Origin of the sequence: Nocardia grenadensis NBRC 108939, assembly GCF_001613445.1 — a bacterium.
GTDB classification, from domain to species: domain Bacteria; phylum Actinomycetota; class Actinomycetes; order Mycobacteriales; family Mycobacteriaceae; genus Nocardia; species Nocardia grenadensis.
On sequence record NZ_BDCJ01000026.1, the window covers coordinates 38,286 to 58,507 of the forward strand.

Below are 20,222 nucleotides of genomic sequence, written 5' to 3' on the forward strand. Positions count from 1 at the left end.
GGACAGATGCCGAAGTACGGAATGCCCGGGGTCGCCGCCGATCCGCGCAGTGCGCGGCGGGTCGGCGCGGTCGTGGTCGCGGTCGTGGTGGTGCTCGCCCTGGCCGGTTACGGGTACCGGGCGCTGACCGCGGACGACGGATTGCGGATCGCGCTGCGCACCGAACAGATCGGGGACGGTGTCGTGGCCGGCACGCTGGTGCGCATCGACGGCGTCCAGGTCGGTTCGGTCACCGACATCGCGCCCGCCGGCCGGGGCACCCAGGAGATCGGGCTGCGGCTGGACCGCGACCGCCTGCACGGCATCGACGACAGCATGCTGGTCGACTACGCGCCCGCCAACCTGTTCGGTATCAGCGAGATCGAACTGCGGCCGGGTGCCGGTGGCACGCCGCTGGAATCCGGTGCGGTGGTCGATCTGACCGGCCGCCGGGCCGCCGAGGTCTACGACGCGACCATGGGCGCGCTGCTGCGCAGCCTCTCACAGACCGGTGCCACGGTGTTCACGCCCGATATGGCCATGGTGATCTCGCAGGCGGCCGCCGATGTGAAGGCGTTCACTCCGCTGGCCGAGGCGCTGATCACCGCGGGCCGGGTGATCGCCGACCATCAGTCCATGCCGGCGAACGAACTGGTCGGGCGGCTGGGTCCGGCATTCGAGGGCGGCGGCCGGTTCGCCGGCGCCACCATCGAGGTGCTCGACCAGATTGTCGATATCGATGTGCTGCGCGCCGATCGCGCCGATTACGACGCGGGCGTGCAGGCGCTCACCGGCGATATCCTGCCGAGCCTGGCCGCCACCGCACACAGCGGCGGGCAGCTGTCCGGGTACACCGATATGCTCGCGCCGACCCTGAACCTGCTGGCGCTGGCGGTGCCGGACCCGCAACAGTCCGCCGCCGATCTGCGCACGCTGCTGACCCGCCTCGGACTCGCTTTCGAGGACGGCCCCGACGGCCCGGTGCTCGACCTGGACGTGCAGCTGGGAGGCGCGCGGTGACCGCCCGCCGCGCCGCCTGGCGGCTGGCCCTGTTCGCCGGGGTGATGGGCGTGGTGCTGGCCTTGGTGATCGGTGCCATCGAACGACCCGTGGACGGCGAGACCGAAACCCATCACGCGCTGTTCACCGATGCCAACGGCCTGAAGACCGGTGACGACGTCCGGATGTTCGGGGTGCAGGTCGGCAAGGTGGAGGCCGTGACCCTGGAGGGCGATCGGGCGAAAATCCGCCTGACCGTCACCACCGAAACCCCGGTCTACGACAACAGCACCCTGGCCATCCGGTACCAGAACCTCACCGGCCAGCGCTATATCGACCTGCAACAGCAGCCGAACGCCGGCACCCGTCTCGCCGCCGGATCGACCATCGGCCCGGAACAGACCATCCCGTCGTTCGATGTGACCAGCCTGTTCAACGGTCTGCAACCCGTGCTCGCCACCCTCTCGCCGGAGGCTCTCAACCAGCTGACCGAGAGCCTGCTTGCGGTGATCGAGGGCGACGGCGCCGGTATCGGGCCCGCTCTGGACGCCATCGGCACACTGAGCGAATACGTGGGCGACCGGCAGCAGGTGATCGGCACCCTGGTCCGGAACATGTCGGATCTGTCCGACCGGGTGGGCGGTCGGCTCTATCATCTGGTTCCGCTGCTGGCCCGGCTCACCGATATCTTCCAGGCGTTGCAGCGCAATGTCGGCGGGCTGGCCGATTTCGCGATGAGCGCGCCCTCGGTGCTCGAACCGGTGGATCGGCTGCTGGCCGCGGCGGGGCTGAGCCCGGAGATGGGTCCCGATATCGATGCCATGATCCGGAATCTGTTCCCGGACCCGCAGCAGGCCGTCGACGTCTTCGGCCGGCTACCCGGATTGCTGGCCGCGGTGGACACCTCCTTCCCCCGGACCCCGGTGGGATTGCGGCCGGAGTGCAGTAAGGGGACGGCCGAGGTACCGGCGCCGGTGCGGATCCTGGTCGGCGGACAGCGGGTGGCGATATGCAACGGGTGAACCTCGAGACCTGGACGGCGGCATTGGGCCGCTGGTTCGACCGCGACCAGCCGATCACCGACGAACCGACAAAACTGCGCACACAGTTGCGGCTGGGCGTGATCGGCGTGTGCGCGGTGGCGGTGCTGGCGGTCGCGGTCGGGACGCTGTACGTGGTGCCGCTCGGGAAGCGGACCTACACCGCCGAACTCGGCGAGGCCCAATCGGTGAAACCCGGCGACGACATCCGCCTGGCGGGGGTGCCGGTGGGCGAGGTGAAGTCGCTGGATCTGCGACCGGACCGCGTACTCATGCGTTTCACCGTCGACCGGGACGTGTTCATCGGCGACCGCAGCTCTCTCGATATCCGGATGCTGACCCTGGTCGGCGGCCACTACGTGGCGCTGTTCCCGGCGGGCAGCGAGGAACTGGGTGACGAGCCGATTCCCGCCGACCGGGTCCGGTTGCCCTACAGCCTGATGGAAACCTTCCAGGACGCCACCATGCCGCTGCGGGAAACCGACGGCGACACCCTGCGCCGTAATCTCGCCGCGCTCGACACCTCCATCGGTGCCGCGCCGGAGTCGCTGCGCAGCGTGCTGGACACGGTCGGCAGTTATCTGGACGCCATCGAACGCCAGCGCACCCAGGTGTCGAATGCCATCGCGACCGCGGACGAGTACGTCACCATGTACGACGGCGCGAAAACCGATCTGGGCAGGCTGATGGACAATGTCAACCTCATGGAAACGGTCCTGCTGGGCAAACGCGCCGAGCTGCGGCAGGCGCTGGCGCTGCTGAGTTCGGTGGTGCAGCGGGTGAGCGCGTTGGCGCCGACCTGGGACGACACCCTGCGGCCGAAGGCCCGGCAGCTGGCCGACGCCCTGCCCCGCCTGCAGGAGTACGGCGACCAGTTGGAGCCGATGATCGCCTCGGCGCAAAGCCTGGGCGCGAAGCTGCGCGAGCTGACCGGTCCGGACGGCGGGGTGCGGATCGATCGGTCGGGGACCACGGTGACCGCTCCGGAACCGGATCCCGGTGCGCTCCTCTGTGTCCCGCTGCCGGGGAAGGCGTGCTGATGGTGCGGAAAGTGCTCGGATCCCCGGCGCTCATGTCGATCGCCGGTGCGCTGGTGCTGGTGCTGGTGCTGGCGGCGGCCTATGTGATCGCCTTCGAACCGCTGAAGCAGACCCGCGCGTATTGCGCGCTCATGCCGGACAGTATCGGCCTCTACCAGGGCAATCAGGTTTCGATGCGGGGTATCGCCGTCGGTACGGTGACCGGTATCGCGCCGGAGGGTGCGAAAGTGCGCGTCGACTTCGAGGTCGACGCCGACCATCCGCTCTACGCCGATTCCGGGGCCACTACGGTGTCCAACACCGTAGTGGCCGACCGCGAATTGGCGCTGCTGTCGAGCGGGAAGACCACCGACGAATGGGATCCCGGGCAGTGTGTGACCAAAACGCTCACACCGAAGAGCCTGTCCCAGACCGTCACCGCGCTCGCGGAACTATCCGACCAGATCGGTGGTACCGACACCCGACCCAACGCCCTGGCCGGTGGGCTGGACGCGCTCGATACGGCCTCGGCCGGCACCGGGCCTCAGATCAACCATCTGATCGATCAACTGGGCCGGGTCCTGGAATCACCGGACGCCGATATCGCCCACCTGGCCGGTATCTTCGACGCCTACGCGTCGGTGTCCAACAAGGTGGCCGAGCACTGGGGTGATCTGAAACTGATGCTCACCCGGCTGGCTCCGACCCTGAACCAGGCGCACACCGAACTGCTCACCCCCGGTATCGCGCTGTTCGAAGGGCTGGGCGAAATCCTGCCGGTGCTGGGCGATCTCACCGTAATCCTGAGCGATCCGCTCATGGCATCGCTGGACGGCCTGGTGCCGCTGGTGAAGCTGCTGCGCGCGAACGTCGGGTCACTCGGCGATATCGTGCGCACCACGCCGGTGCTGGTCTCGGCGTTCCGGACGATCACCGATCCCGCGACCGGCGCGCCCGGCCTCACCTACGCGCCGCCGCGGGTGGCCGTCCCGCAGGCGAACGCCGAGCAGGTGTGCGCGGCGGTGAACGCCATGTCGCCCGGCCGCTGCGCCGGTGCGGCCGGCGGCATGGTCGATCTGGACCTCACGCGGCTGGTGCTGGGATCGGTGGGTGCCCGATGACCGCGCGGATCACGGTGGATATCACCCGCCTGCGGCGGGGACTGGCCGCGTTCGGCCTGGTGGCGGCGCTGGGCGTGTCGGGCTGTGCGTTCGACCCCTCCGATATTCCGGTGCCCGGCGCCACGGTCGCGGGGGACAGCTACCGGTTGCGGATCGAATTCACCAATGTGCTGAACCTGCCCGCGCGGGCCAAGGTGATCGCAGGCGGCGCCCAGGTGGGCAATGTGGAGAAGGTCGAGGTGATACCCGGTGACACGGCGGGCCCGGGATACGTGGCCGTCGATATCGAGGTCGAGGATTCGGTCGAGCTACCGGCCACCACCGTCGCCGAACTCCGGCAGAACACCGTGCTCGGCGATATCCATATCGCGCTGACCACCCCGCCCGACGGATACGGCACACTGCTGCGCCCCGGCGACACCATCACCCGGGATCACACCCGGCCACCGGTGCAACTCGAGGACACCATGGCCGCCATCGCGTTCTTCGTGAACAGCGGATCGGTGGGACAGTTGCAGGACATCGTGAACCGCGTCAATTCGGTACTGCCCCAGGATCCGGCGGAGACGAAGCGGATCGCGCAGGTTCTCGCGACCGACGCGGTGGATCTGGCGGCGCATCTGGACCAGGTGGACCTGCTGCTGTACGGCGTCGCGTCGAATGCCGAGGTGATGCACGGGATCCAGGACGAACTGGACAATATCCTGCGCCCGGAGTCGGTCGGACAGATGAACGCCGCCACCGAATCCATTGCCGGGGTGACCGAGATCTTCGGTGGGCTGGGCCCGGTGGGCGGATCGCTGACCTGGCTGGCGCCGTTCGCGCGGTCGGGCGGCGCGGCCGCGACGGCACTGGTGCCGCTGGTGACCGGCGGACCGCTGGACCTGCGGCAGCCCTCGAACCTGAACCTGCTGGTCGCATTGCTGCGGGACAAGGTCATCCCGTTCGTGGAGAACGGACCGCAGGTGAACCTGCGCTCGGTGCGCGCCGGCGATATGTCCGCGGACGACCAGGTGAACCGGATCATCGAAACCCTGCGCATGATCGGAGCCGTGCGATGAAGATCGGGCCACTGGCCTCGCTGGGCGGTATCGCGGCCATCACCGTGCTCGGCGCGAGCTACCTGACTTTCGGTGTGGTGCGTGTGGACCCGTTCACCGAGTACTTGAACGCCTCCCTGGTTCTCGACGATTCGGGCGGGCTCGGCGTCGGTTCACCGGTCCTGCTCACCGGTATCGACGTCGGCCGGGTGACCTCCGTGGACCGTGTCGCCGACGGAGTGGAAGTCGGTTTCCGGGTGGACGATTCGCATCGCCTGCCCACCGATAGCGTCGTCACCGTCGAACACCTGTCGGCGCTCGGCGAACCCTATGTACAGTTCGCGCCCAGGACCGGGGCAGGCCCGTACCTGCGTGACGGGCAACGGCTGGAATCGGAGGACGTGCGCAGCCCGCTGTCGATCCCGGAGGCCGCCCGGATGGTGACCCGGACCATGAACCAGCTCGATCCGGCGACCATGGGTTCGCTGGTGCGGACCCTGCGCGATGCCCTGCACGGCACCGACGCGGTGCTGCCCGAACTCACCCGCGCCGCCGATCTGCTGGCGGCCACGATCATGTCTCGGGAACCGCGTATCGCCGAACTGCTAGACAATTTCGAGACCGCCGCCGCGGACAGCGCCTGGTCCGGCCCGGCCACCTCCGCGGCGGCCACCGAATTCACCCGGTTCGCCGAAGTACTCGACGATTTCGTCGAAGCGGTGGGCCGGTTCACCGGCGCCGAGGGCTCACCGGAAATGTATTTGCGCGACGACGGCCTGGTCCCGCTGCTTCAGCGCCTGCGCGAGTTCCTCGACGAGGCCGGCCCCGAGCTGGCCGCCCTGCAACCCGGGCTCGTACCACTCACCGACGCGCTGAACGGCGCCGTGCCGCAACTCGATATCGGCACCCTGATCGGCCAGGCACTGCAGAGTACTACCGACGATTCGGTGCGAGTGCGGGTCGGGGTGAAGTAACCGCGAGCGCTGGGCTCGGGGACGGTCCGGCGTTTCAGTCCACGAAGATTTCCGCGCCCTCGTAGGTGGGATTCTGTCCGCCGCCGGTCGCCGCGGCCACCACCTCGGCATACATCGGCCAGAGATGGGCGACGACACCTTTACGTGCCGCACTGTGGTCTTTGTCGATGACGGCGGCCACGATCCGCGCGTGATCGTGGGTGGACCGCCGTTCGGCTCCTTCCCGGGAGAGCAACTGCTGCCGGAACTCCTTGAGCCCGGGCACCAACGTCCGGTAGAGAAACCCACCATGACGGAACCGCTGACTTTCGGCGCCCCGATCGCCATCCACCCCGACGCCGACCCGCTCGACGACATCGTCTGGGCCGACCGGCAGCCCGCGGCGTCCGCCGCCTGGATCATCGACCACCTCCAGGGATGGTATCCGCGTGGCGCCCCGAGCACCGCTCTCGCCGACCCGCACCACACACTGGAGGCGCTGACCGTGGTGGCCGCCGGGGCGGCCACCACCCGCCGGGTGGATCTCGGAGTCGCCGTAACCGATCCCGTCCGCCGGACGAGTGTGGCCCTCGCGCATACCGCCGGCACCATCGGACGGCTGGGTGGCCGGCGCCTGAAACTCGGTATAGGCGCCGGTGATCCCGGCCAGCTGCGCCCGTTCGACCTGCACCGGAGCCGGGAGCGGACCGGGCGGTTGCACTATGTGCGGCCCGCCGTCGAACAACTGCACGCGCTCCGGATGCCCGGCTCACCGTGGCCGGACGCCGATCTACCGGTCGCGCAGCGCCCCGGCTACGACCTCTACATCGCCGCGCACGGCCCACGGATGCTCGAACTCACCGCCCGATACGGTGACGGCTGGATCCCGTCCTCTCTCACGCCCACCGACTACGCGGAGAAACTCTGCCTGCTCAGGCACCACGCGAGGGAAGCCGGCCGCGACCCGCGCTCGATCACACCGTTGCTCTTCGTCTGGACCGCGCTGGCGAGTACCCGCGCGGAGAGCCGGGCTCTGCTCGACCATCCCACCGTCCGCGGGGTCGCGCTCTATCGCGGCCGGGCCGCGTTCGAGACAGCGGGCGCACCCTATCCGTTGGAACACGGCTACATACCGCACGAGATCCCGGCCGCCGACGTCGACTCACTGCTCCGGCGGATACCCGACGAGATCGTCGAACAGGCCGTACTGCACGGTTCCCCTGCCGACGTGCGATCACGCCTCGACGAGTACCACCGGGCCGGTTGTCGACATGTGATCCTCTACGACATAGGGCGGTTCACCGAGAACGGTGGTACCGAGCGGTTCCGCGAGGCGTTCACCGCGATCGCCACGCGGTGACCCGTGCTGACCTGCCGCGATCCGCGGGCTCAAGGATATTCCGGCCGATCGCTGTTCGCGCGATCGAGGATGGCCTGGGCCTGGTTGTCGACATCGCCCAGCGCCGAGATCAGGTCCAGCGCGCCGAGTTCGACAGGTGTCTCCTCGGCCATCTGCCGTAGTTCGGCCAGGACGGAATCGATATCGTCCTCGGGCGGGCGGCGTCGTCTCGGATCGGGGGCATCGATCGGCTGCCAGGCGATGGCCTGTTGCCACCACGGATCACCGGTCGCCCAGGCCCAGATCGTCTTGCGCACCAATATGGCATCGTCGGTGTAGAGCTGGAAGAATGCGTCGAGATCGCGATGTTCGAGCTCGAATATCTCCTCCGGTAATCGGCGCGCCCGGATATGGCACATGGGGGCGCGGATCACCTTCAGCGCCGGGTCGCGCGGATCCGGCGGAGTCTCCAGGATCTCGTCGAGAATGCTCTCGGTCAGATAGGGCAACCGGAAATCACCCGTGGTCACCGGGACCCGGGCGGCGCCCCGTGGATTGTAGAAGCGGCGGGTGGCGACATCGAGGACGGCCAGATCGCGGTCGGCGGTGAGGGCCAGCAGCGCGCGCAGGCAGTCGAAACGATCATCGACGGTGGCCTCCAGCAGTGCCCCGCGGGCGTCCGGGCGGCGGTGCACCCGCAATCCGGTTCCGGAGCGGTGGATCAGCGTGCACACGACGCCGACCGTTTGCAGCGGCGGGGTCGGCTCGGGTGCACCGGCCAGGGACCGATAACGCTCGTAAGCCTGTGCGGCCGATTCGATCCCGGCCGCGGGCAATACGGCGAAAAGAGAATTCACCCGCCAAGTACAGCAAAATATGCGAACCGCCGCTGGTTCACTTGACAGAAATATCTCTCCGGCAACCGAATTCGCGGCAGATCAGATGCCGGTGACATTCGCGAGCTGGCCGATCCCGTAGGTGACCCCCATCGCCAGCGCGCCACCGATCACCACCCGGGCCATGGCCCGCGGCCGGCTGCTGCCACCGAGCCCGGCACTGATCGAACCGGTGAGGGCCAGCGCCAGCAGCACCGCGACCATGGTGACCGGTATCCGGGCCGACTCCGGCGGGAGGAGGATCGCCAGCAGCGGCAGCAGCGCCCCGACAGTGAACGAGACGGCCGAGGACAGTGCCGCATGCCACGGAATGGTCAGCTCGTCGGGGTTCAGTCCCAGCTCGGCCTCGGCGTGCGCGGCGAACACATCGTAGGCGGTGAGCTCCTCCGCCACCTTGCGTGCGGTTTCCGCGGACAACCCCTTGGCGTGGTAGATGGCGGTGAGTTCGTCGAGTTCGTCGGCCGGGTCCTGCTCCAGCTCCCGGCTCTCCTGCTCCAGCAGCGCTTTCTCCGTATCGCGCTGGGTGCTCACCGAGACGTACTCGCCGACCGCCATGGAAATGGCCCCCGCGCTGATGCCCGCGATACCCGCGGTGAGAATCGCGTCGGTATTCGGCGACGCGGCCGCGACCCCCACCACTAGCCCCGCGGTGGACACGATCCCGTCGTTGGCGCCCAGCACTCCGGCCCGCAGCCAATTGAGTTTCGCCGCCAGTCCGTTCTGCGGGAGGTACTGGTCCTCCGCTGCCTCGGTCATAGCCGCACACTATGCGAATATGTGCAGGTGAGGCCAGGCGGGGTGGCCATAGGTCACGCGCGTAGGGACTGGGCCGCAGGAGGGTCGAGGGCTGCTTGTCTGCCGGCCATTCGGTGATCCGTTCAGGCAGCGGCCTTGATCCAGTCGTCGACGCGCGTATTGAACCATTCGGGGTACTGCAAGGGAAGGCCATGGCCGGCTCGGTCGTGGATGACCAGTTCGCTGCGAGGATTGTCGTGGTGGAGTTGCCGCATCGCTCGCTGGACTGCTCGTGGCTCCTTCGCTCCCGCGAGCAGCAGCGCAGGGCCGGTGAACTGGCGCCACGTCGACGGTGTCCGGAACTGCGCGTTCGCTGACGTGAGCGCGACGAGGCTGTCCTTGGGCAGCGTCTTGGATGTGCGGATGTAGTCGTTCAGGAGGTTGTCCGGGATGAAGAGCGACTTCGCCTGCAGCTTCGCGAACCATGTCCGTCGAGCCAGTGGAGCGGTGAGACCGACGAGCCAGTTACTCAATCTCGGCAAGGGTATGCCCTCGGTCAGGGCGCTGGTGACGACGACTCGGGCGACCAGATCGGGGCGGGATGAGGCGAGTTCGAGGGCGACCTGCGCACCGAATGAGAATCCCACCACGGTGATGTCCGTGCCGGCGGGTAGATGTTCGAGATGCGCGGCGAGTTCGGAGACCACCGCCGCGCTGGTGGTGAATGGGATGGCACTGCTCCGATCGTGGCCGGGGAGATCGGGGACCAGAATGCGATAGCGGGATCCGAAATAGGCGATCTGTGCGTCCCACATCCACCCCGCGACGCCGCCGCCGTGGATGAGGAGCAGAACCGGCTGCGACGCATCCCCCCTATCGCTGAGGAACATCCCGTTTGAACTCACGCCATCAAGGCTACCGAAGTGCGTATTCCGGCAACGAATGCATGAACTCGTCATCCTGCGTCCGGTCCCGGGTGGGCGTGCGCCGAACCGCGCCAGACCTCGCCGTGCCATCGAATCCTGCACCCGGAAAACAACGTCCACTCCCATGGTGCCGAGTTTATGAAGCAGTGGCTAGCCGGGCACCGCGTACACGTACAGCAAACCGACCGTGACCAGGCCCATCAGCGGGGTCAGTACCCAGGTCTCCACCTTGTTCCCGGTCCGGGAGATGATCGGCAATGCCAGCCGGGGCTTCAGCGGCCACAGCAGCGGACACCCACGGTCGGTGAGGCAGTCGCCGACGATATGGATGAGTGTTCCCAGGCCTATGGCGAACGGTAGCCAGTAGGGCGCGTCGGGTAGCCAGCGGTCCATCAGTACGGTGCCGCCGCCGGCCAGGAGCACACACAGGCCGTAGGCACGCAGTGAATCGCCCTTCGGCGTCAGGTGCAGGGCCCGTACCCCGAAGGCGAGCATCACGAAGATCATGCTCAGGGTGAAGTACCGGCCGAGATGGTGTACTCCGGCCCAGGTCGCCCAGCCGGCGAGCAGGATGAACAGCAAACCGTGTGTGCCCTTGCGGTGTCCGCCGGACACCACCGAAACCCCCCTCGCGACCGCGTTGCTCACCGGTCCGAGTGATTGCGCGATGGTGCCGTTCGGGTGGTCGATATCAGGAAGCAATGCCGCGCCCGCCGTGATCAACGCTCCCAGAACGAGTTCGAGCGCGCTGATATCCACTGGCCCCTGCACCACCTCCATCACGGGAGTCGGGACGATGGTGGCGGCGGTGACGAACGCGAGCGCGCCGCTGGTGGCGTGGGAATGGCCGAGCACTAACTCTCCCGATATCTGAAAAGCGAACGAACGGTAGCGTTCAAGTTAGCAATCGATTCCGACACGCCGGACCCCGCGCGGGGCGCGCACGACTCGCCGGCCCGGGAACACGCCGCCTCGACCAGGTTTCCGCTGGGAGATCTGATGACCATCTGTACTGCCGCGCCCGGAGATGCGATGCTGTGGGAAAGGAAACGTCGTGGGGGCGATCCGTTTCGCAAAGGGGGCGTAGAAATGTGTGATCTTCAGCCGGTTCTCCATCGGGTGCCGGGATACGAACCGCCGGTGCGCCGGTCGTGTGCGCGAGCCGGTGCCCCTCCGGGGGGCGACCGGGTGGGCGCCGAAGACCCGGCCGCGGAATATCGACCGCGGGCGGCTGCCTCCGGTGCCGCGGTTCCGCCACCGGCCTCTCCCGGAGAGGTGGTCGCCGAGCCCGTCCGCGGCCGGTCCGCGACAGTGCTCGATTCCGGTCCGGCCTCGGCACCCACCCCGCCGAGGACCGCCGAAGTTCCCGCTACACGCCCGGAGTCCCGCGCTCGGAGCTGTGCGTCCCGCTCGGATCGGAATGCGCTCCGGCGCAACCACAGTGCCCCCGCGGGCGTCCGGCGTGCCCAGCGGGCGGGGCACGCCACGTCCCGAAATACGGAACCCGCCGGTGTCCGGGCCTTCGCCACGACCTCGGTCCGGATCCTGCTCGAGGTACTCGACCGCCGGCGCCCGGTCGCCCAGCTCACCGCTCTGTGCACCCCCGGGCTGGTCAGTGCCATCGGCACTCTGGTGGCGGGCGATCACGCTCCGGGTCGGACCCTCGGGTCGGCGGTGCCCGGCACTGTGCGGTTGTTCCAGGTGGAGGAGTGGGCGGCGGAGATGGTGGCCACCTACCAGCGCGGTCCGCGCCGCCTGGTCCTCGCCGGGCGGATCGAGCGCGGGAGCAACACACCCTGGAAGGTGACCGCGCTGCGCGTCCTGTGAAGTCGCCCATGGCCTGTGCCGGGTTCGGGCAGCTCCGGCCGGTCGAAAGCCGGATGCGCCGTTCACGCGTTTCGGACAGGTTGGCGGGGAAGCGTAGCGCGCAGCCCGGTCCTTCAGGTCCGGGTCAGCGCATCACGTGTGTCGTTGGTCGACAGTAGGTTTGGATTCGGGTCTGGGGTATCGGGCCGGCCGCGGACGACCCGGGTGCGGCGGTCCCTACCCGGTGGAAGGGGCTGAACCTGCTCGGTTTCGCCCTCAGGGAGGCACGATCGGCGTTGCGCGGGTAGTCGCTCGGGCGGATGGTCGAGGGAAGTATTCGGGCGGGCGTGCGCTACGTGCCGAAGTCGTCCGATGCTCTCGCGGGTAAGCGCACTCCCTGCGGACCTCTTCGATATCGCCGTCTACCTCGCCGCCGCCGCGGACGCCTGCGCGATGCGCTCGGCGAAGCGGGGCGTATCGACGCGGTTCAGGGACGGTGGGCTCGGATATCGACCGGGCGACCGTCCGGGTCCTGGGCCGTCATCGTCCACTGGGTGGGGAGTGTCTCGATGGGCCCGGCCGGGAGCCCGGCACCCATGATCCGCTCGCGGACCTCGCACAGCTGGGCGTAGGTCGCCAGGCGCAGGCCCCAGCCGGCCCGTCCGAGCGGGTCGAGGCCGGTGGCCGGCCCGGTCGTGGTCTCGACGATCGCCAGGTGGTCGGCGCCCCCGACGTCGAGGACCGCGATATGGGGGTCGGTGCCCGCGGCGGGACGCTCGAAGACCAGCCGGGCACCGAGCACTCCGGTGTAGTACGCCACGAGCTGGTCCAGGTCCGTCGTGGACAGCGTCAGATGGTTGATCCCGAGGAGTTCCGGCATGGTCATCCGAGCGTAGAGCCCTGTCCGGCCCGCGTCCAGGGTGTGCTGCGACGGGGCGGTGTGCGGGGGCGTTGCTGGGCGCCCGCTTTGTCCGATCCGGTGTGGCTTACGCTGCTCTTCCAAATGGCACGCGGAGCGGAGGGTGCATGGTCAGCGGAAACGAGTTGGTCGGTCGTCGACGGGATGCCTCGGCCACGCGGGCCGCGATTCTGGCGGCGGCTCAGGAATTGTTCGCCGAACGGGGGTACGAGCGTGCCACCGTACGCGATATCGCCACCCGGGCCGGGGTCAACCAGGCGTTGCTCTTCCGGTACTTCGGGAACAAGGACGAACTCTTCCGGGCGACGATGACCGATCGCGGACGTTCGGTGCTCGACGCCGGTCCGGTGGACGGGTTGCTGTCGCGGTTGCTGGAGCGCGCGCTGGAGCCGAGTGAGACCGTCTCGCCCGGTAATTGGTTACAGGCCGCGTTACGTTCCAGCGGACACGAGGAAGGCGTGTCGGTGATCCGGCGCGAGTTGGGGGAGGAGTACATCCGGGCGTTGGCGACGCTCACCGACGACGGCGACGGGGAGTTGCGCGCGGATCTACTGCTGGCCTGGTTGCTCGGGATCGGGCTGGTTCGTTCCGTACTGCACCGGGAGCCGTTGCGCAGTGCGGACCCGGCGCAGGTCGCCGGTCATGTGCTGCGGGCGGCGGAGGTGCTCCTGGAGCGTAACGACCCGAGATTCCCTCCGGCGTAATGCTGTTACGTCGTTGACGTCGACTCCGGTAAACCCTTACCCTATCTAAGTAAGCAATCGCTTACAAGGCTGGAGCCGCCGGGCGTCGGGAAAGGGAGACCGTATGACCGTGAACACCGAGGTACGTCGGTACCCATTCGGAGAACCGGTTCGCCTCGATATGGACCCGCTGTTCGCCGAACTGCGCCGTGAAGAGCCGGTCTGCCGCGTCGAGCTGCCCTACGGCGGCGAAGGCTGGCTGGTCACCCGATACGAGGACGTCAGACTCGTCCTCGCCGACCCCCGGTTCAGCCGCGCCGCGACCGTCGGCCGAGAGGATCTGCCCCGGGCCACGCCCGCGCCGGTTCGTCCCGATTCGCTGCTGAGCATGGATCCGCCCGAGCACAGCCGGTTGCGGAAACTGGTGGCGAAGGCGTTCACCAGCCGCCGGGTCGCCGAACTGCGTCCGCGTACGCGCGAGATAGTCGATGAGAAACTCACCGTGCTCGAGCGCGCCGGTGCGCCCGCCGATCTGGTGGAGGGTTTCGCGCTGCCACTACCGGTCACCGTGATCTGCGAGATGCTCGGGGTGCCGCCGGGTGACCAGCACCGTTTCCGCGATTTCTCCGACGCGATCCTGTCCACCACCGCCTACACCCGGGAACAGATCGAAAGTGCCCGGGATTCGCTGGAGACCTACCTCGCCGAGGTGGTCGCCGAGCGTCGGCAGCGCCCCACCGACGATCTGCTCGGCGCGCTGGTCGCCGCCCGTGACAACGAGGACCGTCTCAGCGAACGGGAACTGGTGAACCTCGGTGTCGGTTTGCTCATCGCGGGCCATGAGACCACCGCCAACCAGATCGCCAACTTCACCTATGTGCTGCTCACCCAGCGCGAGTACTGGGAGCTGCTGCGCGCGGAACCCCAGCTGATCCCGGGCGCGGTGGAGGAACTGCTGCGCTACGTGCAGCTCGGCGCCGGTGCCGGACAGCCCCGAGTGGCCACCGAGGATGTGGTGCTCAGCGGCGTGACCGTACGGGCCGGAGATTCCGTTTTCGTGAACACCCAGGCCGCCAACCGCGATGAGAACGTTTTCGACGATCCCGAATCCCTGGACCTCACCCGGCAGCGCAATCCGCACGTGGCCTTCGGCTACGGCGCCCACCACTGCCTGGGCGCGCAACTGGCGCGCGTCGAACTCCAGGTCGCACTGGAGGCGCTGCTGGAACGTTTCCCGTCGTTGCGGCTGTCGCTGCCGCTCGACGAGATCCCGTGGAAATCGGGTCTGCTGGTACGCGGCCCGAAACAGCTTCTCGTGCAGTGGTGAAGCCCCGATCGGAAACGCCGGCCGGCGGCGCGACGAGCGGACGGGTCAGGTATTCCAGCCGCGTTCGTTGCGCTGCCGGTAGTACTCGTCGTCCGCGTCGGCTTCGTCCCAGGCCGGGGCGCGGCGCATACCGGGGGCGGATGCCGCGCCCGGCCGGACGGTGGCGACCGCCTGCTGGAGACGCCGCGTGATCTCCTCGGGCGGGCCCGGGGTGAGCGTGAATTCCTCTTTCGTGTGGTTGATCAGAAGATAGCGGCCGTCCTGCGGCAGATAGTCCATCCAGTGGAAACCGTGCGGGTTGCCGGTGGGCCGGGAGTCGATCGCCGGGCCCGCGAACACCCCGAGCTCACCCATCGGCCGGAGAACCGGCACATTCCCGAGCAGGTCCGGGTCGCGGTCGGGCAACTGCCCGGTTCCGACGACGTCATTGCGGCCGCGATCGCGGACGCGCGGGGCCGGCAGCGGTGGGCCGTGGTCGGGCGGCATCTCAGGGAACTGGGCCCGGTGCGTATCCACCTGCCCGCGACCACGCCGGATCGGTGGCACGTCACCGCGGGTCTGGACGTCTCGCTGTGGACCGCGGCGCTGGCGCTGGACGATGCCAACCATCCACACCTGCTACGGCTGCGGGCCGCGTCGGAACCGTGAGCGTGGATCGCGGCCGGGGAGCGGTCAGGCCTCGCTGGGCTGGACGATGACGAAACCTTCACCGTCGAGCCGCAGCTGGAACGCCTCGCCGGAGCCGCCGCGCACCATCGATCCGAACGACTGCGACCGGTTGAGCGAGGTCTGCAGATGCGCACTCCAGCCGACTACGGCATCGGTGTCGACGAAAACCGGGGCCTGCGGGTGCACCGGAATGATGATCGGCGTTCCCGCGCAGACCAGACCGAGCCGCCCCTGCCCGGAGAACACACAGTTGAACAGCCCGCCGCCGGCCATCCCGACGCCCTGCACCATGCGGATGTCGTAGTGCAGACTTGAATCGAACACCAGGACATTGCGGCCATTGAGGGTGAGCGCGTCGCCGGGGGCGAGGTCGACGGTGAAGCAGTTGCGGTCGAAATGCGCGAACCAGGCCTCACCGTGCCCGCGGACCGTCATCAGCGGCACACCTTCACCGGTGAGCGCGCGCTGCAGAAACTTCCCGACGCCCTGACCCTTCTTCTCGAAACGCAGATCCCCACGGAAGGCGACCATCGAGCCCTGCCGGGCGAGGCATTCACCGTTCACCGCGTATTTCAGGGATTTGGCGCTCTGCGCGGTCAGGCCGGGGGCGGTGGCGGGCTGCGCCGTGTTCTCGGCGGCGAACAGTTCACTCTGCACGATGCGATCCTCTCCTGGCACCCACGGACGATCGCCAGCCTATTGGACTTACTCCGTGGAGCCGATGGCATGGGTCGTACCGGCTGTCGACGGAGCATCGCACCACGTCGACGGCTTCGTTCTGCGCCCGGTTCGCCCGGCACACGCCCTACGCGCCCTCTGGTCCACCCGCCGTATCCGAGAATTTCCCGGATCGGGGGAACCGGACCGTATTCGGTGACGTCGGATATGGGTGATGAAGCTGTTGTCGAGGCGGAGGGTGGGACGATGCGCCGCTCGCGGATCGAATGGGGGAGCGGGCGTCACTCCGTACCGGAAAAGGCGTTCACCTCGGCGGAAGTGCGCTGATGGGTATCGAGATCCCGGAATCGCTGCAGTGGGTGGCGAAGTATGTGGTGGGGGCCGGTGACTGGCCGGAGGGCGACGAGACCGCGATGCGCCGGGTCGAGTCGGCGTGGACGAAACTCGCCACCGACCTACGTGACCTGGATGCCGACGCCAACTACGCGATCGACCAGGTGCTGGCCTCGATCGAGGGCGATACCGCCCAGGCCATCGCGGACCGCTGGACACAGCTGGGCCACGGGCAGGGGGCGTTCGACGGCCTGATCGCCCATATCGAAACCCTCGCCGACGAGATCGGCGACGGCGCGGCGGATATCGAACAGACCAAACTGGTGATCCTGGCCGGCCTGGCGATCTTCGCGGTCGAGATGGCCGTGGCTTTGGCCGCCGCATCCACCGGTATCGGCGCGCCGGCGGCGGCCGCGGAGGCGGCCGCCGCGCAGGTCGCGACCCGAATCGCGATCCGCACGGCGATAAAACAACTGGTCCAGCGCATTCTGTCGAAGGCCGCCCTGAAAGCGGCCGCCCGTGCGGCGGTGCGCGGGGCCTGGGAGGCAGCACTGGAGGAGACGGCGCTCGATCTGGGCACCAAGGCCTTGCAAGTGGCCACCGGCCGCCGCGACGAGATCACCACCGAGGACCTGACCGAGGCCGGAAAGAACGCGCTCACCGCCGCGGCCGGCGGTGCCGTCACCGGCGCGATGGGCCCCGACGGATTGACCAGCAGAAATGTCCCCGGCGGCCCGGAGGGCGGGAACCCGCTGGCCAACGCTGCCAAGGACGCGGCCAAGGAGACGGTGGCAGGTGTCGCGGGGGAGGTGGCCGGGGAGGCCACGGACGCGGCACTCAACGACCGAGAATTCAGCTGGGAGAACGCACTCGCCCCCGAGAACCTGTCCTCGGCCGCCGCCGGTGGGTTGCAGCGGGGTACCGAGACGCTGGGGGAGCGCAACTCCGGCGACGGTCCGAACACCACCGGGGAGGGCAGCGAAAATGGTGGTGACGAGAGCCCATTGAACGAGACATCGAACTCCGGCGATCAGCAGAACGGCGAAGCACCCGGCGGCCGATCGGAGGCGGGCGACCGGGAAGCGCCGACCACACCACAGAATTCGAACCAGGCGACCCAGCCGGCGGGCACGAACTCGCCACAGACGCCGGACACCTCCACTCAGCCCCAGACCTCGTCGTTGGACCAACAGTCACCCGGGCAGCCCGCGGAAACCGGTTCGCAGCCCGCCGGACAGCAACCGCCGTCGCCACCCGGCACGGAGTCGACCACCAGTGCGGAGCAGGAGGCATCGCCGACGGGGTCGGAGTCGCCGCAACCCGCCGAGCCCGGTCCCGCCACCCCCGAAGCCCACCCGGGGCATACGGACACCGGAGCTCCGGATACCCAGCAGGCGCAGCCGACCGGTTCCGGTCCAGCGGAGTCGCCACCTCCGAACCCGGACAATGAAACGCAAACCGAGGTCGGCGATTCGCCGTCCGACTCGCAGAGTGCGCCGGAAGCCGTGGAGACGCCGGGGCCGGACGACATGCCTGCCACGTTCGATCCGGCCCCCGCGCCGGGAACGGAGCCACCCCGGTCTACCTCCAGTCTCAACCTCGGCCCCGACACCACCACTTCGCCGGACACCGGTGCACCCGCGCCCGTTACGCCCGATAGCGCCACCGCGAGCAGTACCGACACCACGCCCGGCACGAATTCCGCCACCGGCCAAGCACCCCCCGGCACAACCACACCGTTCGCGACGAATTCGCCTGCCGGTCAATCCACCACAGCAGGTGAATCCCACCCGTCGCGCACCGATCCCGGCCCTGCGTCCACACTTGGGAACACGGCCACGCCCGGTGAGTCCACCACCGGTGTAGCCCCGCCCGCCGGAGATCCGCCCATCCACGTTCCCCCGGGGCCGATTCCCGAGCCCGCGACGACAACAGCCTGGCCCCCGTCGGAAGAAGCGACCACCACCACGTCCGCCGCCGCGACACCGACCATTCGATCCACCCCGGTTACCGTGGTGGTCAGCCCCGCCCATGGTCCGGCCGAAGCGCCTCGCGGCACCACGCCCCCGGATACGACGGCTGCGCCCCCGGTCGGCGCTGCTCCGGCCCCGTCTCCGCGGAACCGGACACAGTCGCCGGCATCCCACGCCTCCGGCCCCACCGGCGGTTCCGGTACGCCGGACGGTTCCCGGAACGGACGTCCGCCCGGTATGCCCTCGCCGACCTCGGACAACGCGTCGGGTAGCTCTGGTAGCCCGTTCAACATCTTCGACCCGGCCAATCACGCACAGTTCCTGGCCGACTTCGCCCGGCCGCCCATACCTGCTCGACCGGCGACAACCGAATCTCCCGCGGATCCGCCCGCCTCGGCGGCCGCACCCGCTCCGGGAGCCGACGACCGGCCAACGACTCCCAATGTGGCCGCTACTACTTCAACCGACACCGCTCGCGCCGATCGGGAGGTGTCGCCGACCCGCCCGCGAACCCCGGGCGAAGCCACGCCGGCCCACCCGCCGCCGAGCCAACCGCACTGGAATGCACCACGCCCTACTGATCCGATTTGGAACGCTCCGGACCGATCCGGCAGGCCCTTTCAGCATCCGTCGCCGAATGTTCCGCAGCCGGAACCGAATTCCCCGGATAGGTCTACGAATCCTCCTCGACCGCCGGGCAACCACAGCCCACAACACGCCCGACCCCCCGAGCAGCATCCCGTCCCGCCCAACCGGGCTCCCACGCAGCCACCGGTCCGGAACACACAACACCCGCATACTCCATCCAGAGCAGCTCCTCCGAGCCTGCCGGCGTCTCATAGCCCGCAGCAGCCGCTCACATCTCACGGTGGGCCCGCGCGCCCCCAGCAGCCACCGGCGTCATCGGCCGACCGCTCACTTCCCCTTCGGACTACACCTGCCCGACAGCACCGGCAAACGTCCTGGGATCCGAGCGCCTTCCGCGCCCCGGAATCCATGCCGCCGCCGCGGCAAACATTCCAGCAGTCACCCTCGGCATGGATCCCGGCGAACCAGGACGCCGGCCGACCGGAACCACAGAATGGGCTGCCCGTCGCGCAGCCCGGCCCGAACAGTCGCCCCCGTCGTCCCAGTCCACTGCGCCGATTCGTCCAATGGCTGGCCCCGACGGCCCGTTCACCCCAGGAGGCCGTGCCCGCTCCGGTACATCCGGTCCGGCCGGTCACTCCGGTCATCCAACCACCGGACGGGCGACAGGAGGGCGTACCGCCCCCGGATGCGGACATACCGGAGAGTCCGTTCGGATCGACTCCTCCGTTCGAATCGACCGAGATGGTGGGTAACTATCGTGGTGAGCATCTGCCAAGGAACAGTGTCTGGACTACCTCCGTGGACTATCTGAACGAATACCGGCGAAGCCGAGCACGTCTGACGGTTCGCGACGGGTTGCTATACGATTCGGCCGGCAACCTGTTCGATACCAGAAGCGGGCGTTCGGTGTGGGGCGGCGGGGGCCGCGCGATATTCGTGATGGACCGGGCCGGAAACCTCTATGCATCCAATTACCATGAAGCCGGCCTGTTCCACCATTCGAGCTTCCTTGCAGGTGGTCCGGTGGCCGCGGCGGGGGAGCTCGTCGTGATCAACGGTCAGCTCCGGCTACTGACCGACTCGAGCGGTCATTACAGGCCGTCGCGCGCATATACGTTGCAAGCTGTCGGCTACCTGCGTAACCAGGGCGTGGATATACGGCCGGATCAAGTCGACTTCGAATCTCAGGTGTAGAT

The 20,222-nt window shown here is 68.4% G+C and carries 20 protein-coding genes; 12 read left to right on the plus strand and 8 right to left on the minus strand.

What is annotated here, in order from left to right:
- Positions 1 to 6 precede the first annotated feature (6 nt).
- Genes NGR01S_RS25420 through NGR01S_RS25445 form a run of 6 tightly spaced genes read left to right on the plus strand, consistent with a single transcriptional unit; the run spans position 7 to position 6,172 of the window.
- Complete coding sequence (locus NGR01S_RS25420) at positions 7 to 999, plus strand: MlaD family protein (RefSeq protein ID WP_063041117.1); 993 nt, start codon at positions 7 to 9, stop codon at positions 997 to 999.
- The gene (locus NGR01S_RS25425) at positions 996 to 2,000 is read left to right on the plus strand and encodes an MlaD family protein (protein WP_084481699.1); all 1,005 of its coding nucleotides are present in this window, start codon (positions 996 to 998) and stop codon (positions 1,998 to 2,000) included. Before NGR01S_RS25420 ends, NGR01S_RS25425 begins: the two co-directional genes overlap by 4 nt.
- Positions 1,988 to 3,058, plus strand: a complete 1,071-nt coding sequence (locus tag NGR01S_RS25430) for an MlaD family protein (RefSeq protein WP_063041119.1) — start codon at positions 1,988 to 1,990, stop codon at positions 3,056 to 3,058. The genes NGR01S_RS25425 and NGR01S_RS25430 overlap by 13 nt, the downstream gene beginning before the upstream one ends.
- Positions 3,058 to 4,158 (plus strand): MlaD family protein, encoded by a 1,101-nt coding sequence (locus NGR01S_RS25435; protein WP_063041244.1) that lies wholly within the window; start codon positions 3,058 to 3,060, stop codon positions 4,156 to 4,158. The genes NGR01S_RS25430 and NGR01S_RS25435 overlap by 1 nt, the downstream gene beginning before the upstream one ends.
- Positions 4,155 to 5,219, plus strand: a complete 1,065-nt coding sequence (locus tag NGR01S_RS25440; protein WP_084481700.1) for an MlaD family protein — start codon at positions 4,155 to 4,157, stop codon at positions 5,217 to 5,219. Before NGR01S_RS25435 ends, NGR01S_RS25440 begins: the two co-directional genes overlap by 4 nt.
- Positions 5,216 to 6,172, plus strand: coding sequence for an MlaD family protein (locus NGR01S_RS25445; protein ID WP_063041121.1), 957 nt, complete (start codon positions 5,216 to 5,218; stop codon positions 6,170 to 6,172). Before NGR01S_RS25440 ends, NGR01S_RS25445 begins: the two co-directional genes overlap by 4 nt.
- A gap of 34 nt (positions 6,173 to 6,206) precedes the next feature.
- On the opposite strand, the gene NGR01S_RS31640 is transcribed toward NGR01S_RS25445, so the two are convergent.
- Positions 6,207 to 6,437: a hypothetical protein gene (locus NGR01S_RS31640; RefSeq protein ID WP_169811968.1), complete on the minus strand. Its 231-nt coding sequence runs from the start codon at positions 6,435 to 6,437 to the stop codon at positions 6,207 to 6,209.
- Between the two features lie 24 nt (positions 6,438 to 6,461).
- On the opposite strand from NGR01S_RS31640, the gene NGR01S_RS25455 reads away from it, so the two are divergent.
- Positions 6,462 to 7,511: an LLM class flavin-dependent oxidoreductase gene (locus NGR01S_RS25455; RefSeq protein ID WP_063041125.1), complete on the plus strand. Its 1,050-nt coding sequence runs from the start codon at positions 6,462 to 6,464 to the stop codon at positions 7,509 to 7,511.
- 29 nt (positions 7,512 to 7,540) lie between these two features.
- Here NGR01S_RS25455 and NGR01S_RS25460 read toward each other — a convergent pair whose 3' ends face one another.
- The 4 genes from NGR01S_RS25460 to NGR01S_RS25475 form a co-directional block, all read right to left on the minus strand.
- Positions 7,541 to 8,347 (minus strand): hypothetical protein, encoded by an 807-nt coding sequence (locus tag NGR01S_RS25460; protein ID WP_063041127.1) that lies wholly within the window; start codon positions 8,345 to 8,347, stop codon positions 7,541 to 7,543.
- An 81-nt stretch (positions 8,348 to 8,428) separates the two neighbouring features.
- Positions 8,429 to 9,142, minus strand: coding sequence for a VIT1/CCC1 transporter family protein (locus NGR01S_RS25465; RefSeq protein ID WP_063041129.1), 714 nt, complete (start codon positions 9,140 to 9,142; stop codon positions 8,429 to 8,431).
- Positions 9,143 to 9,264: 122 nt separating this feature from the next.
- The gene (locus NGR01S_RS25470) at positions 9,265 to 10,173 is read right to left on the minus strand and encodes an alpha/beta fold hydrolase (RefSeq protein ID WP_218020825.1); all 909 of its coding nucleotides are present in this window, start codon (positions 10,171 to 10,173) and stop codon (positions 9,265 to 9,267) included.
- 24 nt (positions 10,174 to 10,197) lie between these two features.
- Complete coding sequence (locus NGR01S_RS25475) at positions 10,198 to 10,902, minus strand: metal-dependent hydrolase (RefSeq protein ID WP_063041133.1); 705 nt, start codon at positions 10,900 to 10,902, stop codon at positions 10,198 to 10,200.
- A 420-nt stretch (positions 10,903 to 11,322) separates the two neighbouring features.
- Here NGR01S_RS25475 and NGR01S_RS25480 point away from each other — a divergent pair, with 420 nt between their 5' ends.
- Entirely contained in the window at positions 11,323 to 11,874 is a 552-nt protein-coding gene (locus NGR01S_RS25480; RefSeq protein ID WP_157107434.1) for an Rv3235 family protein, read from the plus strand.
- A gap of 466 nt (positions 11,875 to 12,340) precedes the next feature.
- On the opposite strand, the gene NGR01S_RS25485 is transcribed toward NGR01S_RS25480, so the two are convergent.
- Positions 12,341 to 12,739: a VOC family protein gene (locus NGR01S_RS25485; RefSeq protein WP_245664767.1), complete on the minus strand. Its 399-nt coding sequence runs from the start codon at positions 12,737 to 12,739 to the stop codon at positions 12,341 to 12,343.
- A 140-nt stretch (positions 12,740 to 12,879) separates the two neighbouring features.
- Here NGR01S_RS25485 and NGR01S_RS25490 point away from each other — a divergent pair, with 140 nt between their 5' ends.
- Together NGR01S_RS25490 and NGR01S_RS25495 are read left to right on the plus strand one after the other, a co-directional pair.
- Positions 12,880 to 13,476 carry a TetR/AcrR family transcriptional regulator gene (locus NGR01S_RS25490; RefSeq protein ID WP_063041137.1) on the plus strand — a complete coding sequence of 199 codons (597 nt, stop codon included), beginning with the start codon at positions 12,880 to 12,882 and terminating at the stop codon, positions 13,474 to 13,476.
- Between the two features lie 103 nt (positions 13,477 to 13,579).
- Positions 13,580 to 14,782, plus strand: coding sequence for a cytochrome P450 (locus tag NGR01S_RS25495; RefSeq protein WP_063041139.1), 1,203 nt, complete (start codon positions 13,580 to 13,582; stop codon positions 14,780 to 14,782).
- A 45-nt stretch (positions 14,783 to 14,827) separates the two neighbouring features.
- Here NGR01S_RS25495 and NGR01S_RS31790 read toward each other — a convergent pair whose 3' ends face one another.
- The gene (locus tag NGR01S_RS31790; RefSeq protein WP_174551749.1) at positions 14,828 to 15,061 is read right to left on the minus strand and encodes a hypothetical protein; all 234 of its coding nucleotides are present in this window, start codon (positions 15,059 to 15,061) and stop codon (positions 14,828 to 14,830) included.
- 3 nt (positions 15,062 to 15,064) lie between these two features.
- Here NGR01S_RS31790 and NGR01S_RS31645 point away from each other — a divergent pair, with 3 nt between their 5' ends.
- The gene (locus NGR01S_RS31645; RefSeq protein WP_084481703.1) at positions 15,065 to 15,430 is read left to right on the plus strand and encodes a hypothetical protein; all 366 of its coding nucleotides are present in this window, start codon (positions 15,065 to 15,067) and stop codon (positions 15,428 to 15,430) included.
- A gap of 24 nt (positions 15,431 to 15,454) precedes the next feature.
- Here the strand turns inward: NGR01S_RS31645 and NGR01S_RS25505 are convergent, their stop codons facing one another.
- Complete coding sequence (locus tag NGR01S_RS25505; protein ID WP_063041142.1) at positions 15,455 to 16,108, minus strand: AIM24 family protein; 654 nt, start codon at positions 16,106 to 16,108, stop codon at positions 15,455 to 15,457.
- A gap of 347 nt (positions 16,109 to 16,455) precedes the next feature.
- Between NGR01S_RS25505 and NGR01S_RS25510 the strand changes: the two genes are divergently transcribed.
- Positions 16,456 to 20,220: a WXG100-like domain-containing protein gene (locus NGR01S_RS25510; RefSeq protein WP_063041143.1), complete on the plus strand. Its 3,765-nt coding sequence runs from the start codon at positions 16,456 to 16,458 to the stop codon at positions 20,218 to 20,220.
- Positions 20,221 to 20,222: the final 2 nt, after the last annotated feature.